Annotated in this window: 14 protein-coding genes; 4 read left to right on the forward strand and 10 right to left on the reverse strand. The window is 65.9% G+C overall.

Annotated elements, in window-relative coordinates; all coding sequences use genetic code 11:
• Nucleotides 1-3: 3 nt before the first annotated feature.
• The 3 genes from HZZ16_RS08865 to HZZ16_RS08875 form a co-directional block, all read right to left on the reverse strand.
• Nucleotides 4-450 carry a GNAT family N-acetyltransferase gene (locus HZZ16_RS08865; protein WP_197948097.1) on the reverse strand — a complete coding sequence of 149 codons (447 nt, stop codon included), beginning with the start codon at nt 448-450 and terminating at the stop codon, nt 4-6.
• Nucleotides 450-1478, reverse strand: coding sequence for a peptidoglycan -binding protein (locus HZZ16_RS08870; RefSeq protein WP_197948098.1), 1029 nt, complete (start codon nt 1476-1478; stop codon nt 450-452). Before HZZ16_RS08870 ends, HZZ16_RS08865 begins: the two co-directional genes overlap by 1 nt.
• Nucleotides 1479-1636: 158 nt before the next feature.
• Nucleotides 1637-2650: a flagellar motor protein MotA gene (locus HZZ16_RS08875; RefSeq protein WP_197948099.1), complete on the reverse strand. Its 1014-nt coding sequence runs from the start codon at nt 2648-2650 to the stop codon at nt 1637-1639.
• 168 nt (nt 2651-2818) lie between these two features.
• Here HZZ16_RS08875 and HZZ16_RS08880 point away from each other — a divergent pair, with 168 nt between their 5' ends.
• The 4 genes from HZZ16_RS08880 (at nt 2819) to HZZ16_RS08895 (ending at nt 9715) form a co-directional block, all read left to right on the forward strand.
• Complete coding sequence (locus tag HZZ16_RS08880) at nt 2819-3838, forward strand: SAM-dependent methyltransferase (RefSeq protein WP_197948100.1); 1020 nt, start codon at nt 2819-2821, stop codon at nt 3836-3838.
• 231 nt (nt 3839-4069) lie between these two features.
• Nucleotides 4070-5263: an efflux RND transporter periplasmic adaptor subunit gene (locus tag HZZ16_RS08885; RefSeq protein ID WP_197948101.1), complete on the forward strand. Its 1194-nt coding sequence runs from the start codon at nt 4070-4072 to the stop codon at nt 5261-5263.
• Between the two features lie 6 nt (nt 5264-5269).
• Nucleotides 5270-8431 carry a multidrug efflux RND transporter permease subunit gene (locus HZZ16_RS08890; protein WP_197948102.1) on the forward strand — a complete coding sequence of 1054 codons (3162 nt, stop codon included), beginning with the start codon at nt 5270-5272 and terminating at the stop codon, nt 8429-8431.
• A 156-nt stretch (nt 8432-8587) separates the two neighbouring features.
• A complete protein-coding gene (locus tag HZZ16_RS08895) occupies nt 8588-9715 on the forward strand; it encodes an AAA family ATPase (RefSeq protein ID WP_197948103.1) in 1128 nt (375 codons plus the stop codon).
• A 137-nt stretch (nt 9716-9852) separates the two neighbouring features.
• Here HZZ16_RS08895 and HZZ16_RS08900 read toward each other — a convergent pair whose 3' ends face one another.
• The 7 genes from HZZ16_RS08900 to gap form a co-directional block, all read right to left on the reverse strand.
• Nucleotides 9853-10644: an inositol monophosphatase family protein gene (locus tag HZZ16_RS08900; protein ID WP_197948104.1), complete on the reverse strand. Its 792-nt coding sequence runs from the start codon at nt 10642-10644 to the stop codon at nt 9853-9855.
• A gap of 85 nt (nt 10645-10729) precedes the next feature.
• Complete coding sequence (locus HZZ16_RS08905; RefSeq protein ID WP_197948105.1) at nt 10730-11803, reverse strand: tetratricopeptide repeat protein; 1074 nt, start codon at nt 11801-11803, stop codon at nt 10730-10732.
• 8 nt (nt 11804-11811) lie between these two features.
• Nucleotides 11812-12495: a thiamine phosphate synthase gene (locus tag HZZ16_RS08910; protein ID WP_197948106.1), complete on the reverse strand. Its 684-nt coding sequence runs from the start codon at nt 12493-12495 to the stop codon at nt 11812-11814.
• Between the two features lie 3 nt (nt 12496-12498).
• A complete protein-coding gene (locus HZZ16_RS08915; RefSeq protein ID WP_197948107.1) occupies nt 12499-13524 on the reverse strand; it encodes a class I fructose-bisphosphate aldolase in 1026 nt (341 codons plus the stop codon).
• A 283-nt stretch (nt 13525-13807) separates the two neighbouring features.
• Nucleotides 13808-14875: a class II fructose-bisphosphate aldolase gene (gene fba / locus HZZ16_RS08920; RefSeq protein WP_197948108.1), complete on the reverse strand. Its 1068-nt coding sequence runs from the start codon at nt 14873-14875 to the stop codon at nt 13808-13810.
• A 39-nt stretch (nt 14876-14914) separates the two neighbouring features.
• Nucleotides 14915-16111, reverse strand: a complete 1197-nt coding sequence (locus HZZ16_RS08925) for a phosphoglycerate kinase (RefSeq protein ID WP_197948109.1) — start codon at nt 16109-16111, stop codon at nt 14915-14917.
• A 151-nt stretch (nt 16112-16262) separates the two neighbouring features.
• Nucleotides 16263-17270 carry a type I glyceraldehyde-3-phosphate dehydrogenase gene (gene gap / locus HZZ16_RS08930; RefSeq protein ID WP_197948110.1) on the reverse strand — a complete coding sequence of 336 codons (1008 nt, stop codon included), beginning with the start codon at nt 17268-17270 and terminating at the stop codon, nt 16263-16265.
• Nucleotides 17271-17286: the final 16 nt, after the last annotated feature.

Raw genomic sequence — 17286 nt, forward strand, 5'->3', positions numbered from 1 at the left:
GCCTCACGCCTTCCACACCATCTTCAACACCGGCCGCCCCGAGGTCGGGTTCACGTCGTCGCCGGCATGGGCAAAGCCGCTACGCTCGTAGAAGCGGATGGCACGGGCATTATCCTTGTTGACGAGCAGCGTGACGCCCGAGGGCGACAGGCGCTTGGCCTCGTCGACCAGCAGCCTTGCTGCATTGGAGCCCCAATGCGCGGGATCGACGACGAGCTGGTCGAGATAGCCTTCGCCGTCGATGGTAACGAAACCGATCAGCGCGCCGTCCTGCTCCGCCACCACGATCTGGGCCTTCGGCACCAGATCCTTGCGCCAGCGCTCGCGCCACCATTCCAGCCGTGCGGCGAAGTCGATCTGCGGATAGGCCTGCTGCCAGGTGCGATGCCAGAGGTCGATCGCAGCGGCCTCGTCGGAGGCCGCGTAGGGGCGGAGGTGGCGCGCGCTCACTACCGCTCCGTCAGCTTCAGCTCGATGCGGCGGTTGCGCTTGTAGGCCTCTTCCGTGTTGCCGGTATCGAGCGGCTGGAATTCGCCGAAGCCGGCCGCGACGAGGCGCTGGGCGGGCACGCCGAGCGAGACCAGATATTGTACCACCGAGATCGAGCGGGCCGCGGACAGGTCCCAGTTCGACTTGAAGTTCGGGCCATTGACGGGGCGCACGTCGGTATGGCCGTCGACGCGCAGCACCCAGGGGATGTCGCTCGGGATCTTCTTGTCGAGCTCGATCAGCGCGGCTGCCAAAGTGTCGAGCTCGGCGCGGCCCTCGGGCAGCAAGGTCGCCTGACCGGTGTCGAAGAACACTTCGGACTGGAACACGAAGCGGTCGCCGACGATGCGGATGTCGGGGCGGTTGCCGAGGATGGCACGCAGGCGGCCGAAGAATTCCGAGCGGTAGCGCGACAATTCCTGGACGCGCTGCGCCAGGGCGACGTTGAGGCGGGAGCCCAGATCGGCGATGCGGTTCTGCGATTCCTTGTCGCGCTTCTCGGAGGCATCGAGCGCCTCCTCCAGTGCCGCCAATTGCCGGCGCAGCGCGCTGATCTGCTGGTTCAGCACCTCGATCTGCGCCAGCGCCCGCGCCGAGACCGCCTTCTCCGAGTCCAATGCCTTGCCGAGCTCGGCGGTCTTGCCTTGCGCATCGTTGCCGGCGGCAGCTAAGCCGTCATAGAGACCCTTGATGCGGTCGCGCTCGGACTCGGCCGAGGCGAGGCCCGCCTTCAATTGCGACACCTGGTCGTCGAGCGAAAGCTTGCCGAGCTTCTCCAGCGACAACAGCTCGTTGAGCTGGGCGATCTTGGCGTTGAGCTGCTCCAGCGCCTTGTCCTTGCCGGTGACCTCCTGCGACAGGAAGAACTGCACCACCAGGAACACCGACAGCAGGAACACGATCGACAGCACCAGCGTCGACAGCGCGTCGACGAAGCCGGGCCAGTAGTTGAGACCGCCTTCGCTACGGCGGGCGCGGGCAAGGGCCATGTCATCCGTCTCCACTCTCGTGTCCCGGACGCGGTGCAGCGCCTTGGCGATGCGCCGCTGAGCCGGGACCCAGCGTTAGGTAGAAGATTCTGGGCCCCGGCTCGGCAGCGCATCACTGCGTGCTACGCTGCGTCCGGGGCAGGCTCTCTCCTTGCTGCTCAACTCTTCTCGGGCTGGCGCGCGATCCGTTCCAGGAGGCGCCGGATCTCGCGGTTCTGCTCGCCCTGGCCGTCGGCCCATTCGCGGATCATCTGCTGCTCGGTGCGCATGTGCGAGACCAGCGCCTGGATCGCTTCGGCAAGGCTCGCCATCGCCGCCGTGGTGCCGCGGCCGGCGCTGCCTTCCTCGAGCACGGAACGCAAGCGCTCGACCGCCGCTTGAAGCTCGCCGCTCGCGACGCCGCCACCTGAAGCGACCGGCACCTCGCCATTGCCGTATTCGCGAACGGTGGTGGCGAGCCAATCTTCGAGGTCGGTGTAGAAGCGGTTCTGCGCCTGGCTCGATTGCAGGTCGAGGAAGCCGAGGATCAGCGAGCCGGCAAGGCCGAACAGCGAGCTGGAGAACGAGATGCCCATGCCGCCGAGCGGGGCGGCGAGGCCCTCCTTCAGCGTGTCGAACAGCGCCCCGGAATCGCTCCCGACCTTGAGCCCCTCGATCACCTTGCCCACCGAGCCCACCGTCTCGATCAGGCCCCAGAAGGTGCCGAGCAGGCCGAGGAAGACCAACAGGCCGGTCATGTAGCGGGAGATGTCGCGGGCCTCGTCCAGGCGGGTTGCGATCGAATCGAGCAGGTGCCGCATCGTGGTCTGCGTGATGGTCATCCGCCCCGAGCGCTCCCCGCCGAGGATCGCCGCCATCGGCGCCAGCAGCTTGGGGTGGCGGGCCGGCGCCAGGCCGGGATCGGCGACGCGGAAATTGTTGACCCAGGAGACCTCGGGATAGAGCCGGATGACCTGGCGGAAGGCCAAGATGATGCCGATGAACAGCACCCCCCCGATCAGGGCGTTGAGCCCGGGATTGGCGAAGAAGGCCTGGACGATCTGCTTGTAGAGCACCACGCCCACCAGCGTGCACAGCACCAGGAAGACCAGCATCCGAACCAGGAAGACGCTGGGCGAGGACAATTTGGTGTACTCGATGTCCATGGTGGATCGGGAAGTGCCAGACCGCATGCCGGTATCATCCGTTACGTAAAGCTTGCTTGCGGCGCGCACTATGGCACAGCGCCGGCCCAAAAAAAGCGCCGGATGCGCCGATTTCGGGGACAGCTCGGGGAACCCGGCCCGGAAGCGGCGCTTTGATAAGCAGGTCTCTGCAGAAGTTCGCCATTCGGGGGGCGCATGAGCGTCGTTTCCGCGATCATCGGGACTGCCGAGCGCGTGCCGCTGCCCGACGTTGTGATCCGCGCCGCGATCCAGCGCCTGTGCTCCCGCATGGCGACGCGCCTGTCCGTGCTGGGCCCCGGCGACGATGCCGCCTTTGCCGGGCGGATGATGCTGCGGCCGATCGCCGAGGGCGCGGCAGCCTGGCGTGACGAGGTGCCCGCCGCCTTCTTCGCCGACTTGCTCGGCCCCAAACGTAAATTCTCCGCCTGCTTCTACAAGACCGACGCAACCACCTTGCGGGAGGCGGAGGAGGAGGCGCTGCGCCAGACTGTCGAGCATGCCGGCCTGGCCGACGGTCAGGCCATTCTGGAGCTCGGCTGCGGCTGGGGCTCGCTGTCGCTGTGGATGGCGCGGCAGTTTCCGCACGCGACGGTGACGGCGGTCGCGGCCTCGCAGGCGCAGCGCTCCTACGTCGAGGAGGAGGCGCGGCTGCGCGGGCTGGTGAATCTGCGCGTGGTCACGGCCGACATGAACGTGTTCGCGCCCGAGGGCCATTTCGACCGGATCGTCTCGGTCGAGATGTTCGAGCAGATGAGCAACTGGCGCAAGCTGATGACGCGCGCGCGGTCATGGCTCGCGCCGGAGGGGCGGTTCTTCATGCACCTCGTCACCCACCGGTCCGGCTCGCATCTGCCTGACCCGGCCGATCGCGACGATTGGATCGCCCAATACGTCTACACGGGCGGGCTGATGCCGAGCCATCATCTCGTCAGGCAGTTCGACGATATCTTTGCCATCGAGAAGGAATGGTGCTGGAGCGGCACGCACTACCAGCGCACCGCCAACGACTGGCTCGTTAATTTCGATGCGCGTCGCGAGGGCATTGAAGCCTCCCTGCGCAGGGTCCACGGCGAGGAGACCGCTCTCTGGATGCGTCGCTGGCGCTGGTTCCTGCTCGCGACCTCGGGCCTGTTCGGTCACGCCGGCGGAACCGAATGGGGCGTCAGCCATTACCGGATGATGGCCGCCGAGTAATTGCGATGTTCCGTCGCAGCACGTGCCGGTGGAACCCGACTCACAATCAAGTGACCCCGTAAAACCGTTCTGATCTCAACAGCATAAGCTGTGTGACAATGAGCCGCCCGCGCCATGCGTTGCATCGCAGCAGATGCATTCTATTTTGGCGGCATCAGCCGCGTGCAAAAGGCCCAGAACGGGCTTCGCGCGAGCATGATCAGTTTCAACAACGTCGGGGCATCCCATTCCATGTCTGGACTTCGTGCGCGATCGGCATGCGTTGCAATGATGCTCGCGGCCCTTGCGCCGCTGTTGGGTGCTTGCGAAGAATCCAGCTCCGCGGTGTCCGCCGCCCAGCCGCCTGCCCCTGACGTCAGCATCGTTATCGTCAAGCCGCAGCCGCGCGCCGTGGTGCGCGAGCTGCCGGGCCGCATCGCGCCGACCCGGGTCTCCGACGTGCGGCCGCGCGTGTCCGGCATCGTGGTCGAGCGCCTGTTCCGCCAGGGCAGCGAGGTCAGGGCCGGCGATCCGCTCTACCGCATCGATCCGCGCCCGTTCGAGGTCGAGGTCATGGCCAACGAGGCCGCGCTGGCCAAGGCCGAAGCGGCTGCGATGCAGGCGCAGCAGCAGGCACGCCGCATTGCCGCGCTCACCAAGGATCGCGCCGCGCCGGAAGCCGAGAACGAGAAGGCCATCGCCGCCGAACGCCAGGCCCATGCCGAGGTCGAGGGCCGCAAGGCCGAGCTCGCGCGGGCCAAGCTCAATCTCGATTATGCCACCGTGCGCGCGCCGATCGACGGCGTGGTCGGCGCGGCCCTCGTCAGTGAGGGCGCGCTCGCCGTGCAGAACGAGACCAATCTCGCCACCATCCAGCAGCTCGATCCGATCTATGCCGACTTCACCCAGTCGGTGACCGAGCTCAACCAGCTCCGCCGCGCCTTCGAGACCGGCGACCTCGAGCGCATCGCCGCCGATGCCGCCAAGGTGCGCCTCGTGCTCGACGACAACACCATCTATTCGCTGGACGGCAAGCTGCTGTTCTCCGACGCCAAGGTCGACGCCCACACTGGGCAGGTGACGTTGCGCGGCGAGTTCCCCAATCCCAAGCGCGAGCTGCTTCCGGGCATGTATGTCCGGGTCCGCATCGACCAGGGTCTTGATTCCGACGCGATCGCGGTGCCGCAGCAGGCGATCCAGCGCAATGGCGGCGGCGGCAGCGAGGTGTTCGTCGTCAAGGACGACAATCACATCGCGGTGCAGCCGGTGCGCACCGGGTCGGTGCAGGACGGCCTCTGGTTCGTTACCGAGGGTTTGAAGGCCGGCGACAAGGTCGTGGTGGAAGGCTTCCAGAAGTTCGCGGCCGGCGACAAGGTCAAGCCGCAATCCTGGTCGGAGGCGGAGGCGACCGCGGACAACCGGCACGCTCTTAAGCTCACGCGGTAACGCGATATGCCGAGTTTCTTCATCGACAGGCCGATCTTCGCCTGGGTCGTTGCGCTGTTCATCTGCTTGATCGGTGCGATCGCGGTGCCGCTGCTGCCGATCGCGCAATATCCGATCATCGCGCCGCCCTCGATCTCGGTCTCGACCAGCTATCCCGGCGCGTCGCCGGAAAACCTCTACAACAGCGTCACGCGACTGATCGAGGAGGAGCTCAACGGCGCCGCCAACATCCTCAATTTCGAATCGACCAGCGACTCGCTCGGTCAGGTCGAGATCATCGCCAACTTCCAGCCGGGTACCGATACCAGTGCAGCCTCGGTCGAGGTCCAGAACCGCATCAAGCGCGTCGAGGCGCGCTTGCCGCGCGCGGTGATGCAGCAGGGCATCCTGATCGAGGAAGCCTCGAGCGCAGTGCTTCAGATCATCACGCTGAACTCGACCGACGGCAGCCTGGATGAAGTCGGTCTCGGCGACTTCATGATCCGCAACGTGCTCGGCGAGATCCGGCGCATTCCCGGCGTCGGCCGCGCCACGCTGTACTCAACCGAGCGCTCGCTTCGTGTCTGGGTCGATCCGGCCAAGCTGGTCGGCTATGGCCTGACCGCCGACGACGTCAACAAGGCCATCAGCGCGCAGAACGCGCAGGTCGCTTCCGGCAGCATCGGCGCCGAGCCGTCGACCTCGAGCCAGCGCACCTCGGCGCTGGTGCTGGTCAAGGGTCAGCTCTCGTCGCCGGACGAGTTCGGCGCCATCATCCTGCGCGCCAATGCCGACGGCTCGACCGTGCGCCTGCGCGACGTCGCGCGCATCGAGGTCGGCGGTCTCAGCTATCAGTTCAACACGCGCCTCGACGGCAAGCCGACGGCGGGCCTGTCGGTGCTGATGTCGCCGACCGGCAATGCGCTGGCGACCGCGAGCGCGGTCGAGGCCAAGATGAAGGAGCTGTCGCGCTTCTTCCCAGCCAACATCACCTACGAGATCCCCTACAACATCACGCCCGTGGTCGAGGCCTCGATCAAGAAGGTGCTGTCGACGCTGGTCGAAGCCGTGGTGCTGGTGTTCGTGGTGATGTTCTTGTTCCTGCAGAACATCCGCTACACCATCATTCCGACCATCGTGGTGCCGGTGGCGCTGCTGGGCGCCTGCTCCACGCTGCTGCTCGCCGGCTATTCCATCAACATGCTCTCGATGTTCGGCATGGTGCTCGCGGTCGGCATCCTCGTCGACGACGCCATCGTCGTGGTCGAGAACGTCGAGCGCATCATGGCCGAGGAAGGCCTGCCGCCGAAGGAAGCGACGCGGAAAGCCATGTCGCAGATCACCGGCGCCATCATCGGCATCACGCTGGTGCTGATGGCGGTGTTCGTGCCTATGGCGTTCTTCCCGGGCTCGGTCGGCATCATCTACCGCCAGTTCTCCGTCACCATGGTCGCCGCGATCGGCTTCTCCGCCTTCCTGGCGCTGTCGTTGACGCCGGCGCTGTGCGCGACCTTGCTCAAGCCTGTTGCCAAGGGGCATGGCCATTCGACCAATTTCGTGTTCAGCCGGTTCAATCGTTTCCTTGAGGCCTGCCGGTTTCACTATGCGCGCACCGTCGGCTTTTCGCTGAATCGCACCAGCCGCCTGATGCTGGTCTATGCCGCGCTGCTGGTCGGGCTGTCCTGGGCCTTCGTCAACCTGCCCGGCGGCTTCCTGCCCGTCGACGACCAGGGCTTCATCACCACCGACGTGCAGACGCCGTCCGACTCATCCTATGCCCGCACCGAAGCCGTGATCGAGAAGGTCGAGAAATACCTCGCCGCTCGGCCGGGCGTCGACAACGTCACCTTCCTCACCGGCTTCAGCTTCTCCGGCCAGGGCATGAACACCGCGCAGGCCTTCATCACGCTGAAGGACTGGTCGGAGCGCGGGCCGAAGGACTCCGCTGCGGCGATCGTCAACGACATCAACCGCGACCTGGGCACCTCGATCCGCGACGCGAAAATCTCGGCGCTGCAGCCGCCGCCGATCGACAATCTCGGCAACTCTTCCGGCTTCTCGTTCCGCCTCCAGGATCGCGGCCAGAAGGGTTATCAGCAATTGATGCGCGCCGCCGACCAGCTGATCGCGGAGGCCAATGCCAGCCCGGTGCTGCAGAAGGTCTATATCGAAGGCCTGCCCGAGGCGGGCGTGGTCAATCTCATGATCGACCGCGAGAAGGCCGGTGCGTTTGGCGTCACCTTCGAGGACATCAACAACACCATCTCGACCAATCTCGGCTCGAACTACATCAACGACTTCCCGAACCGCGGCCGCATGCAGCGCGTCGTGGTGCAGGCTGATGCCCGCGACCGCATGCGGACCGAGGACATCCTCAACTACAACGTCAAGAACAGCCGCGGCCAGCTGGTGCCGTTCTCGTCCTTCGCCACGGTCGAATGGGCGCGCGGCCCGACCCAGATCGCGGGCTTCAACTACTATCCGGCGGTGCGCATCTCCGGCGAGGCCAGGCCCGGCTTCACCTCGGGCGATGCGATCGCCGAGATGGAGCGGCTCGCCGACCGGTTGCCGCGCGGCTTCGGCTATGAATGGACCGGACAGTCGCTGCAGGAAAAGCTGTCGGGTTCGCAGGCGCCGTTCCTGCTCGCGCTGTCGGTGTTCGTGGTGTTCCTGTGCCTCGCCGCGCTCTACGAGAGCTGGACCATTCCGCTCGCGGTGCTGCTCACCGTGCCGCTCGGCATCGTCGGCGCGGTCGCGGCTGCGACGCTGCGGAGCCTGCCCAACGACGTCTATTTCACCGTCGGCCTGATCACCATCATCGGCCTTGCCGCCAAGGACGCGATCCTGATCATCGAGTTCGCGAAAGACTTGCGGAAAGAAGGCAAGCCGCTGGTCGAAGCCACCATCGAAGCCTGCCGGCTGCGCTTCCGTCCCATTTTGATGACCGGTCTTGCCTTCATCTGCGGCGTGCTGCCGATGGCCATCGCCCACGGCGCCGGCGGCGCCAGCCAGCAGGCGCTCGGCAGCGTGGTGATGGGCGGCATGATCGCGGTGGTGATCCTGGCGCTGCTGATGGTGCCCGTGTTCTTCGTCTCGGTGCAGCGCGTGCTGGCGGGGGACCGGGAGCCGAAGGCGGCGAGAAAGGGCGAGGCCTACGGCCCGCCGGCGCGGGCGCACACCGGCCACTGACTTACCCTTCCGTCATTCCGGGCGCACGCAACGCGAACCGAGAATGAGAGCGGAGCTTGCCTTCTCGGGTTCGTCGATCCAGACTACATCTCTGGATTGAAAGAACGTGCATTCGCACTGCAGCGCGAATGCACACCTGCCGATTGAGAGCACCTGATGCGTCCGACCGATATTGCGATCTCGAACTATCGCTCGATCCGGCGGCTCTCCCTACCAATCCACCCCCTGTCCGTCTTCGTGGGCGAAAATGGTGTCGGCAAGTCCAATCTCTACAAGTCCCTGTCGCTGTTGCGCGACGCGGCGACCGGGCGGATCACGCGCACGATCGCCGAGGAGGGCGGACTGAATTCGGTCTGCTGGTCAGGCATCCGCAAACGGGGCGAGGATGGACGACTGCGATTATCGGCCAGATTCGATCGCCTGAAATACTCTATTGAGATCGGATTTCCGAGCCCGGTTGCGCCAGCGTTTGCCGGCGAGCCGATGATCAAGGAAGAGAGTATCGAGGCGACGCAGGGCAAACGAACGGTTCGGCTGATGGAGCGGAAGAATTCGCTCGTCAGCGTCCGCAGCGACAGCGGCGCATGGAGCAGCCACAAGGATGCTGTGCTGCCGTCCGAGCCGGCGCTTGCGGGCTTCTTCAACGGCAAGGAATGTCCTGAAATCGATTTGATCAGAAGCGCAATGCTGGGCTGGCGCTTCTATCACGACTTTCGCACCGATCCGGCGTCACCGATACGAAAGCCGTGCCTGGCGATCACGACGCCCTCGCTCAGTGCCGATGGTAGCGACCTGGCCGCGGCCCTGGCGACACTCTATACTATCAGGGAAGACGCAACCGACTTGCAGGACGCGATCCAGGATGCCTTTCCGGGCGCTGAGCTCCGCGCGTGGGAAAGAAACGGCTCGTGTGAATTCGATCTGCAACTCGAGGATATGCCGCGTCCGTTTGGGGCTCATGAATTGTCCGACGGGACGCTGAAATACATTTGCCTGCTCGCCGTGTTCATGGGATATCGGCTGCCGCCGTTCATCGCGCTGAACGAACCCGAGACCAGCCTGCATCCGTCGCTGCTGGCGCCGTTGGCCCGGCTGATCGTCAAAGCATCGGGCCGCGCCGACATCTGGATCGTCACCCACTCGGAGCAGTTGATGGAGGCCTTGCGAAGCGAGAGCTCGGTCCCGCTTCGCCGGGTGATCAAGTCAAAAGGCGCCACCATGATCGAGGGCCTGACCCTCGGCGGGGAATATCGGGACGAGGAGTCCGACGATGACGAGTCTTAGCCGCGACAGATGAGCCACAGCGCTGGCGCGGGAAGCTGAAGCGCACGGCCGGCCAGCGCGGGCGCACACCGATCAATGGATCGCGCCGAGAGGTGCGCCCGAGAATGAGAGGGGAATGTGGAGCGCGAGCTTCCGCCCTACGCCGCCTTCCGCAAAATCTTCACCAGCTCCCCGTGCACGTACTCGTTGCCGCACACGACATGGCCCGTCGTCAGCGCATCGCCCGGCGTGTCGATGTCGCTCACCGTGCCGCCGGCTTCCTTGACCATGATCTGCCCGGCCGCGATGTCCCAAGGCGACAGATTGCGCTCCCAATAGCCGTCGAGGCGGCCGGCGGCGACGAAGGCGAGATCGAGGGCGGCGGCGCCGAAGCGGCGCAGGCCGGCGACGCGGTCCTGGATCGCGGTCATCTCGCGGCGGAATTCCTCGTGATCGCCGCGGCCGATATGGGGCAGGCCGCAGGCCACCACGCATTCGCTCAGCTGGCGGCGGCCGGCGACGCGCAGGCGCTGGTCGTTGAGGAAGGCGCCCTTGCCGCGCTCGGCGATGTAGAGCTCGTCATTGGCGGGGTTGTAGATCACGCCGGCGATCACCGTGCCTTCGCGCGCAAGCCCGATCGAGATCGCAAATTGCGGGATACCGTGCAGGAAGTTGGTGGTGCCGTCCAGGGGATCGACGATCCAGGTGTGGCTCTTGTCGGTGCCCTCGCGCGTGCCCCCTTCCTCGCCGATGAAGCCGTAGCCGGGCCGGGCCTTGGCGAGGTCCTGGTAGAGGATCTCCTCGGCGCGCTTGTCGGCGAGCGAGACGAAATTCGCCGGCCCCTTCAGCGAGACCTGGAGATGCTCGATCTCGCCGAGATCGCGCTTGAGGCTGCGGCCGGCGCGGCGCGCCGCCTTGACCATGACGTTGATAGTGGCGGAATACAGCATGTGCTTCTGGTCTTGATCGGGAAGAGAGGCGCGGAAACACGCCTGTTTGAGGGACTGGGTGCCCCGTGAGGGGCCTCGCGTCAAGTCATTTGGACCCGAGCCACTTCCTGGCGGCGGCCTCGGCCTTGGCGCGGTCATCAGCCGGCAGATCGGAGAACTGCTTGTCGAGCTCCGGGTCGCCTTTGCCTGATGTCTTGGCCACCAGGTGCCATTTGAAGCCCTCGATCTTGTCCACGGGCGTGCCGACGCCGTTGATCAGCACCCATGCCAGCCGGTTCTGCGCGATCGCGCTGCCCTGGCGGGAGGCCTTGCGGAGCAGGGCGACGGCCGCCGGCTGGTTCTTCGGCGTGCCGGTGCCGTTGAACATCGCGATGGCATATTCGACCTCGGCATCGACATTGTCGGCGAGCGAGGCGGCCTGCAGCAGCCGCACCGCGCGTTCGGGGTCCTTCGGCACACCGGTGCCTTCCTTGTAGAAGGTCGCGAGCGCGTATTGCGCTTCGGGCAGGCCTGCATCGGCGGCCTGGCGCAACAGTTCCGCCGAACGCCGGACGTCCTGCGGCAGCGTCTGGCCGTCCAGGTAGAGCAGCGCGAGGTTGTAGGCCGCCTTGGGCTCGCCGAGCTTGGCGGCGGAGGCCATCAGCCTGACCGCCTCGCTTTTGTCGACCGGGCCGCCGCGGCCGGAGATGCGCAGCATGGCGAGCGCGAACATCGCCTCGCGATCGCCGGCATCGGCGGCGCGCTTGTACCATTCGGCCGCCTTGGCGTAATCGCGCCTTATGCCCATGGCGTTGGAATAGAGCTCGCCGAGCATGGTCATCGCCTTGGGATCGCCGGCCTGCGCGCGCACCGTGGCGAGCTCGAACGCCGTCTTGTATTGGCCGCGCTGATAGGCGCCGAACACGAGGTCTACGTTGGGATCATCGGCCGGCGGCGCGGGGATCACGGTTGCCGGCTTGGGCGAGGGGGACGGCTTGGGCGATGCCGAGGGCTTCGGCGCCGGTGCTGCCTCCTTCTTCTTGGCAGGCGCGGGCGGCTTTGGCTTCTGCTTTTCTGCCGGTGCGCTCGGCGTCGTCGCCGGCGGGGTGATCTGCAGCTGCGCCGCCGCGGGCCCTGTCAGCAGCAGCGTGGCCAGCATGGTGATGCACGGGAGCTTCATGTCGGGCGCTAGCCGTGCTCCCGGCTCTCTTGGCCGGCCAGCGCGGTCGCATGGGCCTTCTTGATCGCGGCATCGACCTCGATCAGCGCAGCCTTGGGCCCGCGCGGATCGGCCCAGATGAAGTCGCCGACCAGCACGAAATCGGCGCCGCTGGCGGCGAAATCGTAGGCCTCGTCCAGCGTGGTGGCAAAGCCGACGCAGGGCGGCTCGAACAGCTCGGCCCACCAGTCCAGCCGCTCGGCGATTGCTTGCGACGAGGGCCGCTGGCCTTTCGCATCGGGCTCGCCGAACAGCACATAGTCCGCCCCCATCTCGCCCGCATCCATGGAATGGTGCCGCGTCGTCAGCCCACCGACACCGGCGATGCGATCTGGCTTGAGCGACGGCAGCGCCTCCTCCAGCGCGGCGATGCCGGGCAGGTGTGCGCCGTCGGCGCCGCCGCGCGCGACGATATCAGGATGGCCGTCGACGAGGAGTGCCGCACCCGCCTTCTGCACGGGCGGCGCCAATGCCTTGACGCGCGAGATCATGCTGCGCTGATCGGTCTCCTTCAGCCGCAGCAGCACGGCGGCGACGTCGGCGGACGCGATCAGCCCCGGCAGCTCGGCAACCAGCGTCGCGGGATCATCGACGACGGGCGTCGCGAGATAGAGACGCGGCGCCGGACGCGGCGGAGGCGGTCTGTTCGACAAGGTCTAGGCTGCCTTCTGTTCCAGGCTGCTTTGCCATTCGCCCTTGGAGGCGAGGCCGTTCATCCGGGCGCGATGGCTGAAGGCGCGCTGGCCGGCCGCGACATTCTCGGCCTTGCCGGACCAGGCCTTCTGCGGTGCGGCCTGCAGCGCGCGGCCGTAGGAGAAGGTCAGGCCCCAGGGCAGGGACCCAAGCTTGTGCATGGCGTTGAGATGCGCGGTCGCTTCCTCGTCCGACTGGCCACCGGAGAGGAAGGCGATGCCGGGCACCGCCGCCGGCACGCAGGCCTTGAGCAGCCGTATCGTCTTCTCCGCGACCTCCTCGACGGAGGCCTGCTTTGCGCATTTCTTGCCGGCGATTGCCATGTTCGGCTTCAACACCATGCCTTCCAGCGCGACGCGCTGCACGCGCAATTCCTGGAAGGTCGTGTTGAGCACGCGTTGCGTCACCTCATAGCAGCGCTCGATATCGTGGTCGCCGTCCATCAGCACCTCCGGCTCGACGATCGGCACGATCTGCGCGGCCTGGCACAGCGCGGCGTAGCGCGCCAGCGCGTGGGCGTTGACGCTGATCGCGGTCATCGAGGGGATGCCGCTGCCGATGTCGATCACCGCGCGCCATTTGGCGAAGCGCGCGCCGCGCTCGTAGTACTTCTTTAAGCGCTCGGCGAGCTTGTCGAGCCCGACGGTGACGAGCTCGCCCGGACACATCGGCAGGGCCTGCGTGCCTTCGTCGACCTTGATGCCGGGAATGGCGCCGGCCTGCTCGATCAGCTTGATCAGCGGCGTGCCGTCCTTGGCGTTCTGCCAGATCGTCTCGTCATAGAGGATCACGCCGGAGATGTACTGGCTCATGGCGTCCTTGGCGCGAAACAGCATCTCGCGATAATCGCGGCGGTTCTCTTCGGTCGATTCCACGCCGATGGCGTCGAAGCGCTTCTTGATGGTGCCGGAGGATTCGTCGGCGGCAAGGATGCCCTTGCCCGGCGCGACCATGGTGGTCGCGATTCTGTTGAGCTCAGTCAGATTCATCGAGAGGTCCTCCCAAAACGATTCTGCCCTTGCCCGTGAAAATAGACCGTTCTCGGGCAATTGCCGAGTTATCGTTCGTCGCAGGGTAAAGGGGGTGGGAGGGAATGTCGTCGCAAGGAAGGCTGTCATTCCGGGATGCGCCGGAAGGCGCAGGCCCGGAATCCATAACCCCAGGCTGTGGTTATGGATTCCGGGCTCGCCGCTGCGGGGCGCCCCGGAATGACGGAGAGGCTATTCAGGAGTCAAGCCACCTTCGCGATCGCTGACGCGACGCGGGGATCCCTTACGCGACCTTCGGATCCAGCTCGCCCTTGGCGTAGCGCTTGGCCATCTCGGCGGTTGTCAGCACCTTCTTGATCTTGGACGCCTGGCCCGCGGTGTTGAACTCCTGCAGGCGCTGCTTGCACAGCTTGGTCATGGCTTCCATCGCCGGCTTCAGGTACTTGCGCGGATCGAACTCTTCCGGACTGTCCTTCAGCACTTTGCGGATCTGGCCGGTCATCGCCATGCGGTTGTCGGTATCGATGTTGATCTTGCGCACGCCGTTCTTGATGCCGCGCTGGATCTCGCTCACCGGCACGCCCCAGGTCGGCTTCATCTTGCCGCCATAGGCGTTGATGATGTCCTGCAGCTCCTGCGGCACCGAGGACGAGCCGTGCATGACGAGATGCGTGTTCGGCAACTTGCGGTGAATCTCCTCGATCACGTTCATGGCGAGGATGTCGCCGTCGGGCTTGCGGGTGAACTTGTAAGCGCCGTGCGAGGTGCCCATGGCGATCGCGAGCGCGTCGACCTTGGTCTCCTTGACGAACTTCACGGCCTCGTCCGGATTGGTCAGGAGCTGGTCGTGGCTGAGCTTGCCTTCGGCGCCGTGGCCGTCTTCCTTGTCGCCCATGCCGGTCTCGAGCGAGCCGAGCACGCCGAGTTCGCCCTCGACCGAGATGCCGCCGAGATGGGCCATGTCGGTCACCGTCTTGGTGACGCCGACATTGTAGCCCCAGTCGCCGGGGGTCTTGCCGTCGGCCTTGAGCGAGCCGTCCATCATCACCGAGGTGAAGCCGGCCTGGATCGCGGTCATGCAGGTCGCCGGCTCGTTGCCGTGGTCGAGATGCACGCAGACCGGAATGTGCGGATAGATCTCGGTTACCGCGTCCATCATGTGCTTGAGCATGACGTCGTTGGCGTAGGAGCGCGCACCGCGCGATGCCTGGATTATGACGGGCGCGTCGACCTGGTTGGCCGCGTCCATGATCGCCAGCGCCTGCTCCATATTGTTGATGTTGAAGGCCGGTACGCCGTAATCGTTCTCTGCCGCGTGGTCGAGCAATTGACGTAACGTGATCCGAGCCATCTGTCTTTGTCTCCCGTTGGGGCCTGCAAGGCCGCTTGATTACTTGCTACGCAGAACTTCAACGCCGGGCAGGGGCTTGCCTTCCATCCATTCAAGGAACGCGCCACCGGCCGTCGACACATAGGTGAAGTCACCGGCCACATGGGCCTGGTTGAGCGCTGCGACGGTGTCGCCGCCGCCCGCGATCGAGATCAGCTTCTTGGCCTTGGTGCGCTCGGCGGCGTGCTTGGCGGCCGCGACCGTGCCGCGGTCGAACGGCTGCATCTCGAACGCGCCCAGGGGTCCGTTCCAGACCAGCGTCGCCGCATCGTCTATGGCGGCGTGAACGCGCGCGACCGATTGCGGGCCGACGTCGAGGATCATGCCGTCGGCCGGGATCGCGTCGAGCCCATAGGCATGCGACGGCGCGTTGGCGGCGAAGTGGTAGGCGACGGTGGCATCGACCGGGAGGATGATCGCGCAATTGGCCGCGTCCGCCTTCTCCAAGATGCGCAGCGCGGTCGCGGCGAGATCCTTCTCGGCCAGCGACTTGCCGACCGCAACGCCCTGCGCGTGCAGGAAGGTGTTGGCCATGCCGCCGCCGATCACGAGCGCGTCGACCTTGGTCACGAGGTTTTCCAAAAGGTCGATCTTGGTCGAGACCTTGGCCCCGCCGATGATGGCGATGACAGGCTTGGTCGGCGAGCCCAGCGCCTTCTCCAGCGCGTCGAGCTCGGCCTGCATGGTGCGGCCGGCATAGGCCGGCAGCTTGTGGCCGAGGCCCTCGGTCGAGGCGTGGGCGCGGTGCGCGGCAGAGAACGCGTCATTGACCCAGATGTCGCCGAGCTTTGCCAATTCCGCGACGAAGGCGGGATCGTTCTTTTCCTCTTCCTTGTGGAAGCGGGTGTTTTCCAGGCACAGGATGTCGCCATCCTTCAGGCTGGCAACCGCCTTGGCCGCGGGCTCGCCGATGCAGTCGTCCGCGAAGGCGACGGGCTTCTTCACCACCTTCGCCAGCGCCTCGGCGACGGGCTTGAGTGAGTCCTTGGCGTCGCGTCCCTTCGGCCGGCCGAAATGCGCGAGCAGGATGACCTTGCCGCCCTTGTCCGCGATCTCGGTGATGGTCGGCGCAACGCGCTCGAGCCGGGTGGCGTCGGTGACGCGCCCGTTCTCCATGGGCACGTTGAGGTCGACGCGCAGCAGCACGCGCTTGCCCTTCACGTCGACGTCGTCGAGGGTGCGGAATTTGTTGGTCATCTGACGCTTCCTTGTCCCGGGCGAGCTGCGGCGCAAAGCGCCGCTGCGCTGAACCGGGACCCACGTTGCGGCGAGTCCCGCGGTTGAATGGGTCCCGGTTCTGCGGAGCAGCGCTTAGGCGCTGCACCGCGCCCGGGACACGAGACCGTGCTCAGATCACCTTCGCCATCGCAACGGCGGTGTCGGCCATGCGGTTCGAGAAGCCCCACTCGTTGTCGTACCAGGACATGACGCGCACCAGCGTGCCGTTCTGCACCTTGGTCTGGTCCTCGTGGAACGTCGAGGAGTGCGGATCGTGGTTGAAGTCGATCGAGACGTTGGGCGCGCTGGTGTAGCCGAGGATGCCCTTGAGCTGCTGCTCGCTGGCGCGCTTCATCGCAGCGTTCACTTCCTTGGCGTCGGTGGCGCGCTTGGCGACGATCTTGAGGTCGACGACCGAGACGTTCGGGGTCGGCACGCGGATCGCGACGCCGTCGAGCTTGCCCTTCAGCTCGGGCAGCACGAGTCCGATCGCCTTCGCGGCGCCGGTCGAGGTCGGGATCATCGACATCGCAGCGGCACGGCCGCGGTAGAGATCCTTGTGCAGCGTGTCCAGCGTCGGTTGGTCGCCGGTATAGGCGTGGATCGTGGTCATGAAGCCGGTCTCGATGCCGACGAGATCGTTCAGCACCTTGGCGACCGGGGCGAGGCAGTTGGTGGTGCAGGAACCGTTGGAGACGACCAGATGATCCTTGGTCAGCGTGTCGTGATTGACGCCGTAGACGATGGTGGCGTCGGCGCCGTCGGCGGGCGCGGAGACCAGCACGCGCTTGGCGCCGGCGGTCAGATGCGCGGAGGCCTTGTCCTTCGAGGTGAAGATGCCGGTGCATTCCAGCGCGATGTCGACGCCGAGATCCTTCCAGGGCAGCTTCGAGGGATCGCGCTCGGCGGTCACCTTGATCTTGCCGTTGCCGAGGCTGATGGAGTCGCCGTCGACGGTGACGGTGCCGGGGAAGCGGCCATGGACGCTGTCGAAGCGGAGGAGATGGGCGTTGGTCTCGACCGGGCCGAGGTCGTTGATGCCGACGACCTCGATGTCCTTGCGGCCGGACTCGGCGATAGCCCGCAGGATGTTGCGGCCGATGCGGCCAAAACCGTTAATTCCGACGCGGACTGCCATGTTTCGTCTCCTTCAA

Origin of the sequence: Bradyrhizobium glycinis, assembly GCF_016031655.1 — a bacterium.
Taxonomy (GTDB): domain Bacteria; phylum Pseudomonadota; class Alphaproteobacteria; order Rhizobiales; family Xanthobacteraceae; genus Bradyrhizobium; species Bradyrhizobium glycinis.

Bases quoted from the DNA above. Each gene is read 5' to 3' on its own strand.
- HZZ16_RS08870 (WP_197948098.1), bottom strand. From the start codon at position 1,478: ATGGCCCTTGCCCGCGCCCGCCGTAGCGAAGGCGGTCTCAACTACTGG.
- HZZ16_RS08875 (WP_197948099.1), bottom strand. From the start codon at position 2,650: ATGCGGTCTGGCACTTCCCGATCCACCATGGACATCGAGTACACCAAA.
- HZZ16_RS08880 (WP_197948100.1), top strand. From the start codon at position 2,819: ATGAGCGTCGTTTCCGCGATCATCGGGACTGCCGAGCGCGTGCCGCTG.
- HZZ16_RS08885 (WP_197948101.1), top strand. From the start codon at position 4,070: ATGTCTGGACTTCGTGCGCGATCGGCATGCGTTGCAATGATGCTCGCG.
- HZZ16_RS08890 (WP_197948102.1), top strand. From the start codon at position 5,270: ATGCCGAGTTTCTTCATCGACAGGCCGATCTTCGCCTGGGTCGTTGCG.
- HZZ16_RS08895 (WP_197948103.1), top strand. From the start codon at position 8,588: ATGCGTCCGACCGATATTGCGATCTCGAACTATCGCTCGATCCGGCGG.
- HZZ16_RS08900 (WP_197948104.1), bottom strand. From the start codon at position 10,644: ATGCTGTATTCCGCCACTATCAACGTCATGGTCAAGGCGGCGCGCCGC.
- HZZ16_RS08905 (WP_197948105.1), bottom strand. From the start codon at position 11,803: ATGAAGCTCCCGTGCATCACCATGCTGGCCACGCTGCTGCTGACAGGG.
- HZZ16_RS08915 (WP_197948107.1), bottom strand. From the start codon at position 13,524: ATGAATCTGACTGAGCTCAACAGAATCGCGACCACCATGGTCGCGCCG.
- fba (WP_197948108.1), bottom strand. From the start codon at position 14,875: ATGGCTCGGATCACGTTACGTCAATTGCTCGACCACGCGGCAGAGAAC.
- HZZ16_RS08925 (WP_197948109.1), bottom strand. From the start codon at position 16,111: ATGACCAACAAATTCCGCACCCTCGACGACGTCGACGTGAAGGGCAAG.
- gap (WP_197948110.1), bottom strand. From the start codon at position 17,270: ATGGCAGTCCGCGTCGGAATTAACGGTTTTGGCCGCATCGGCCGCAAC.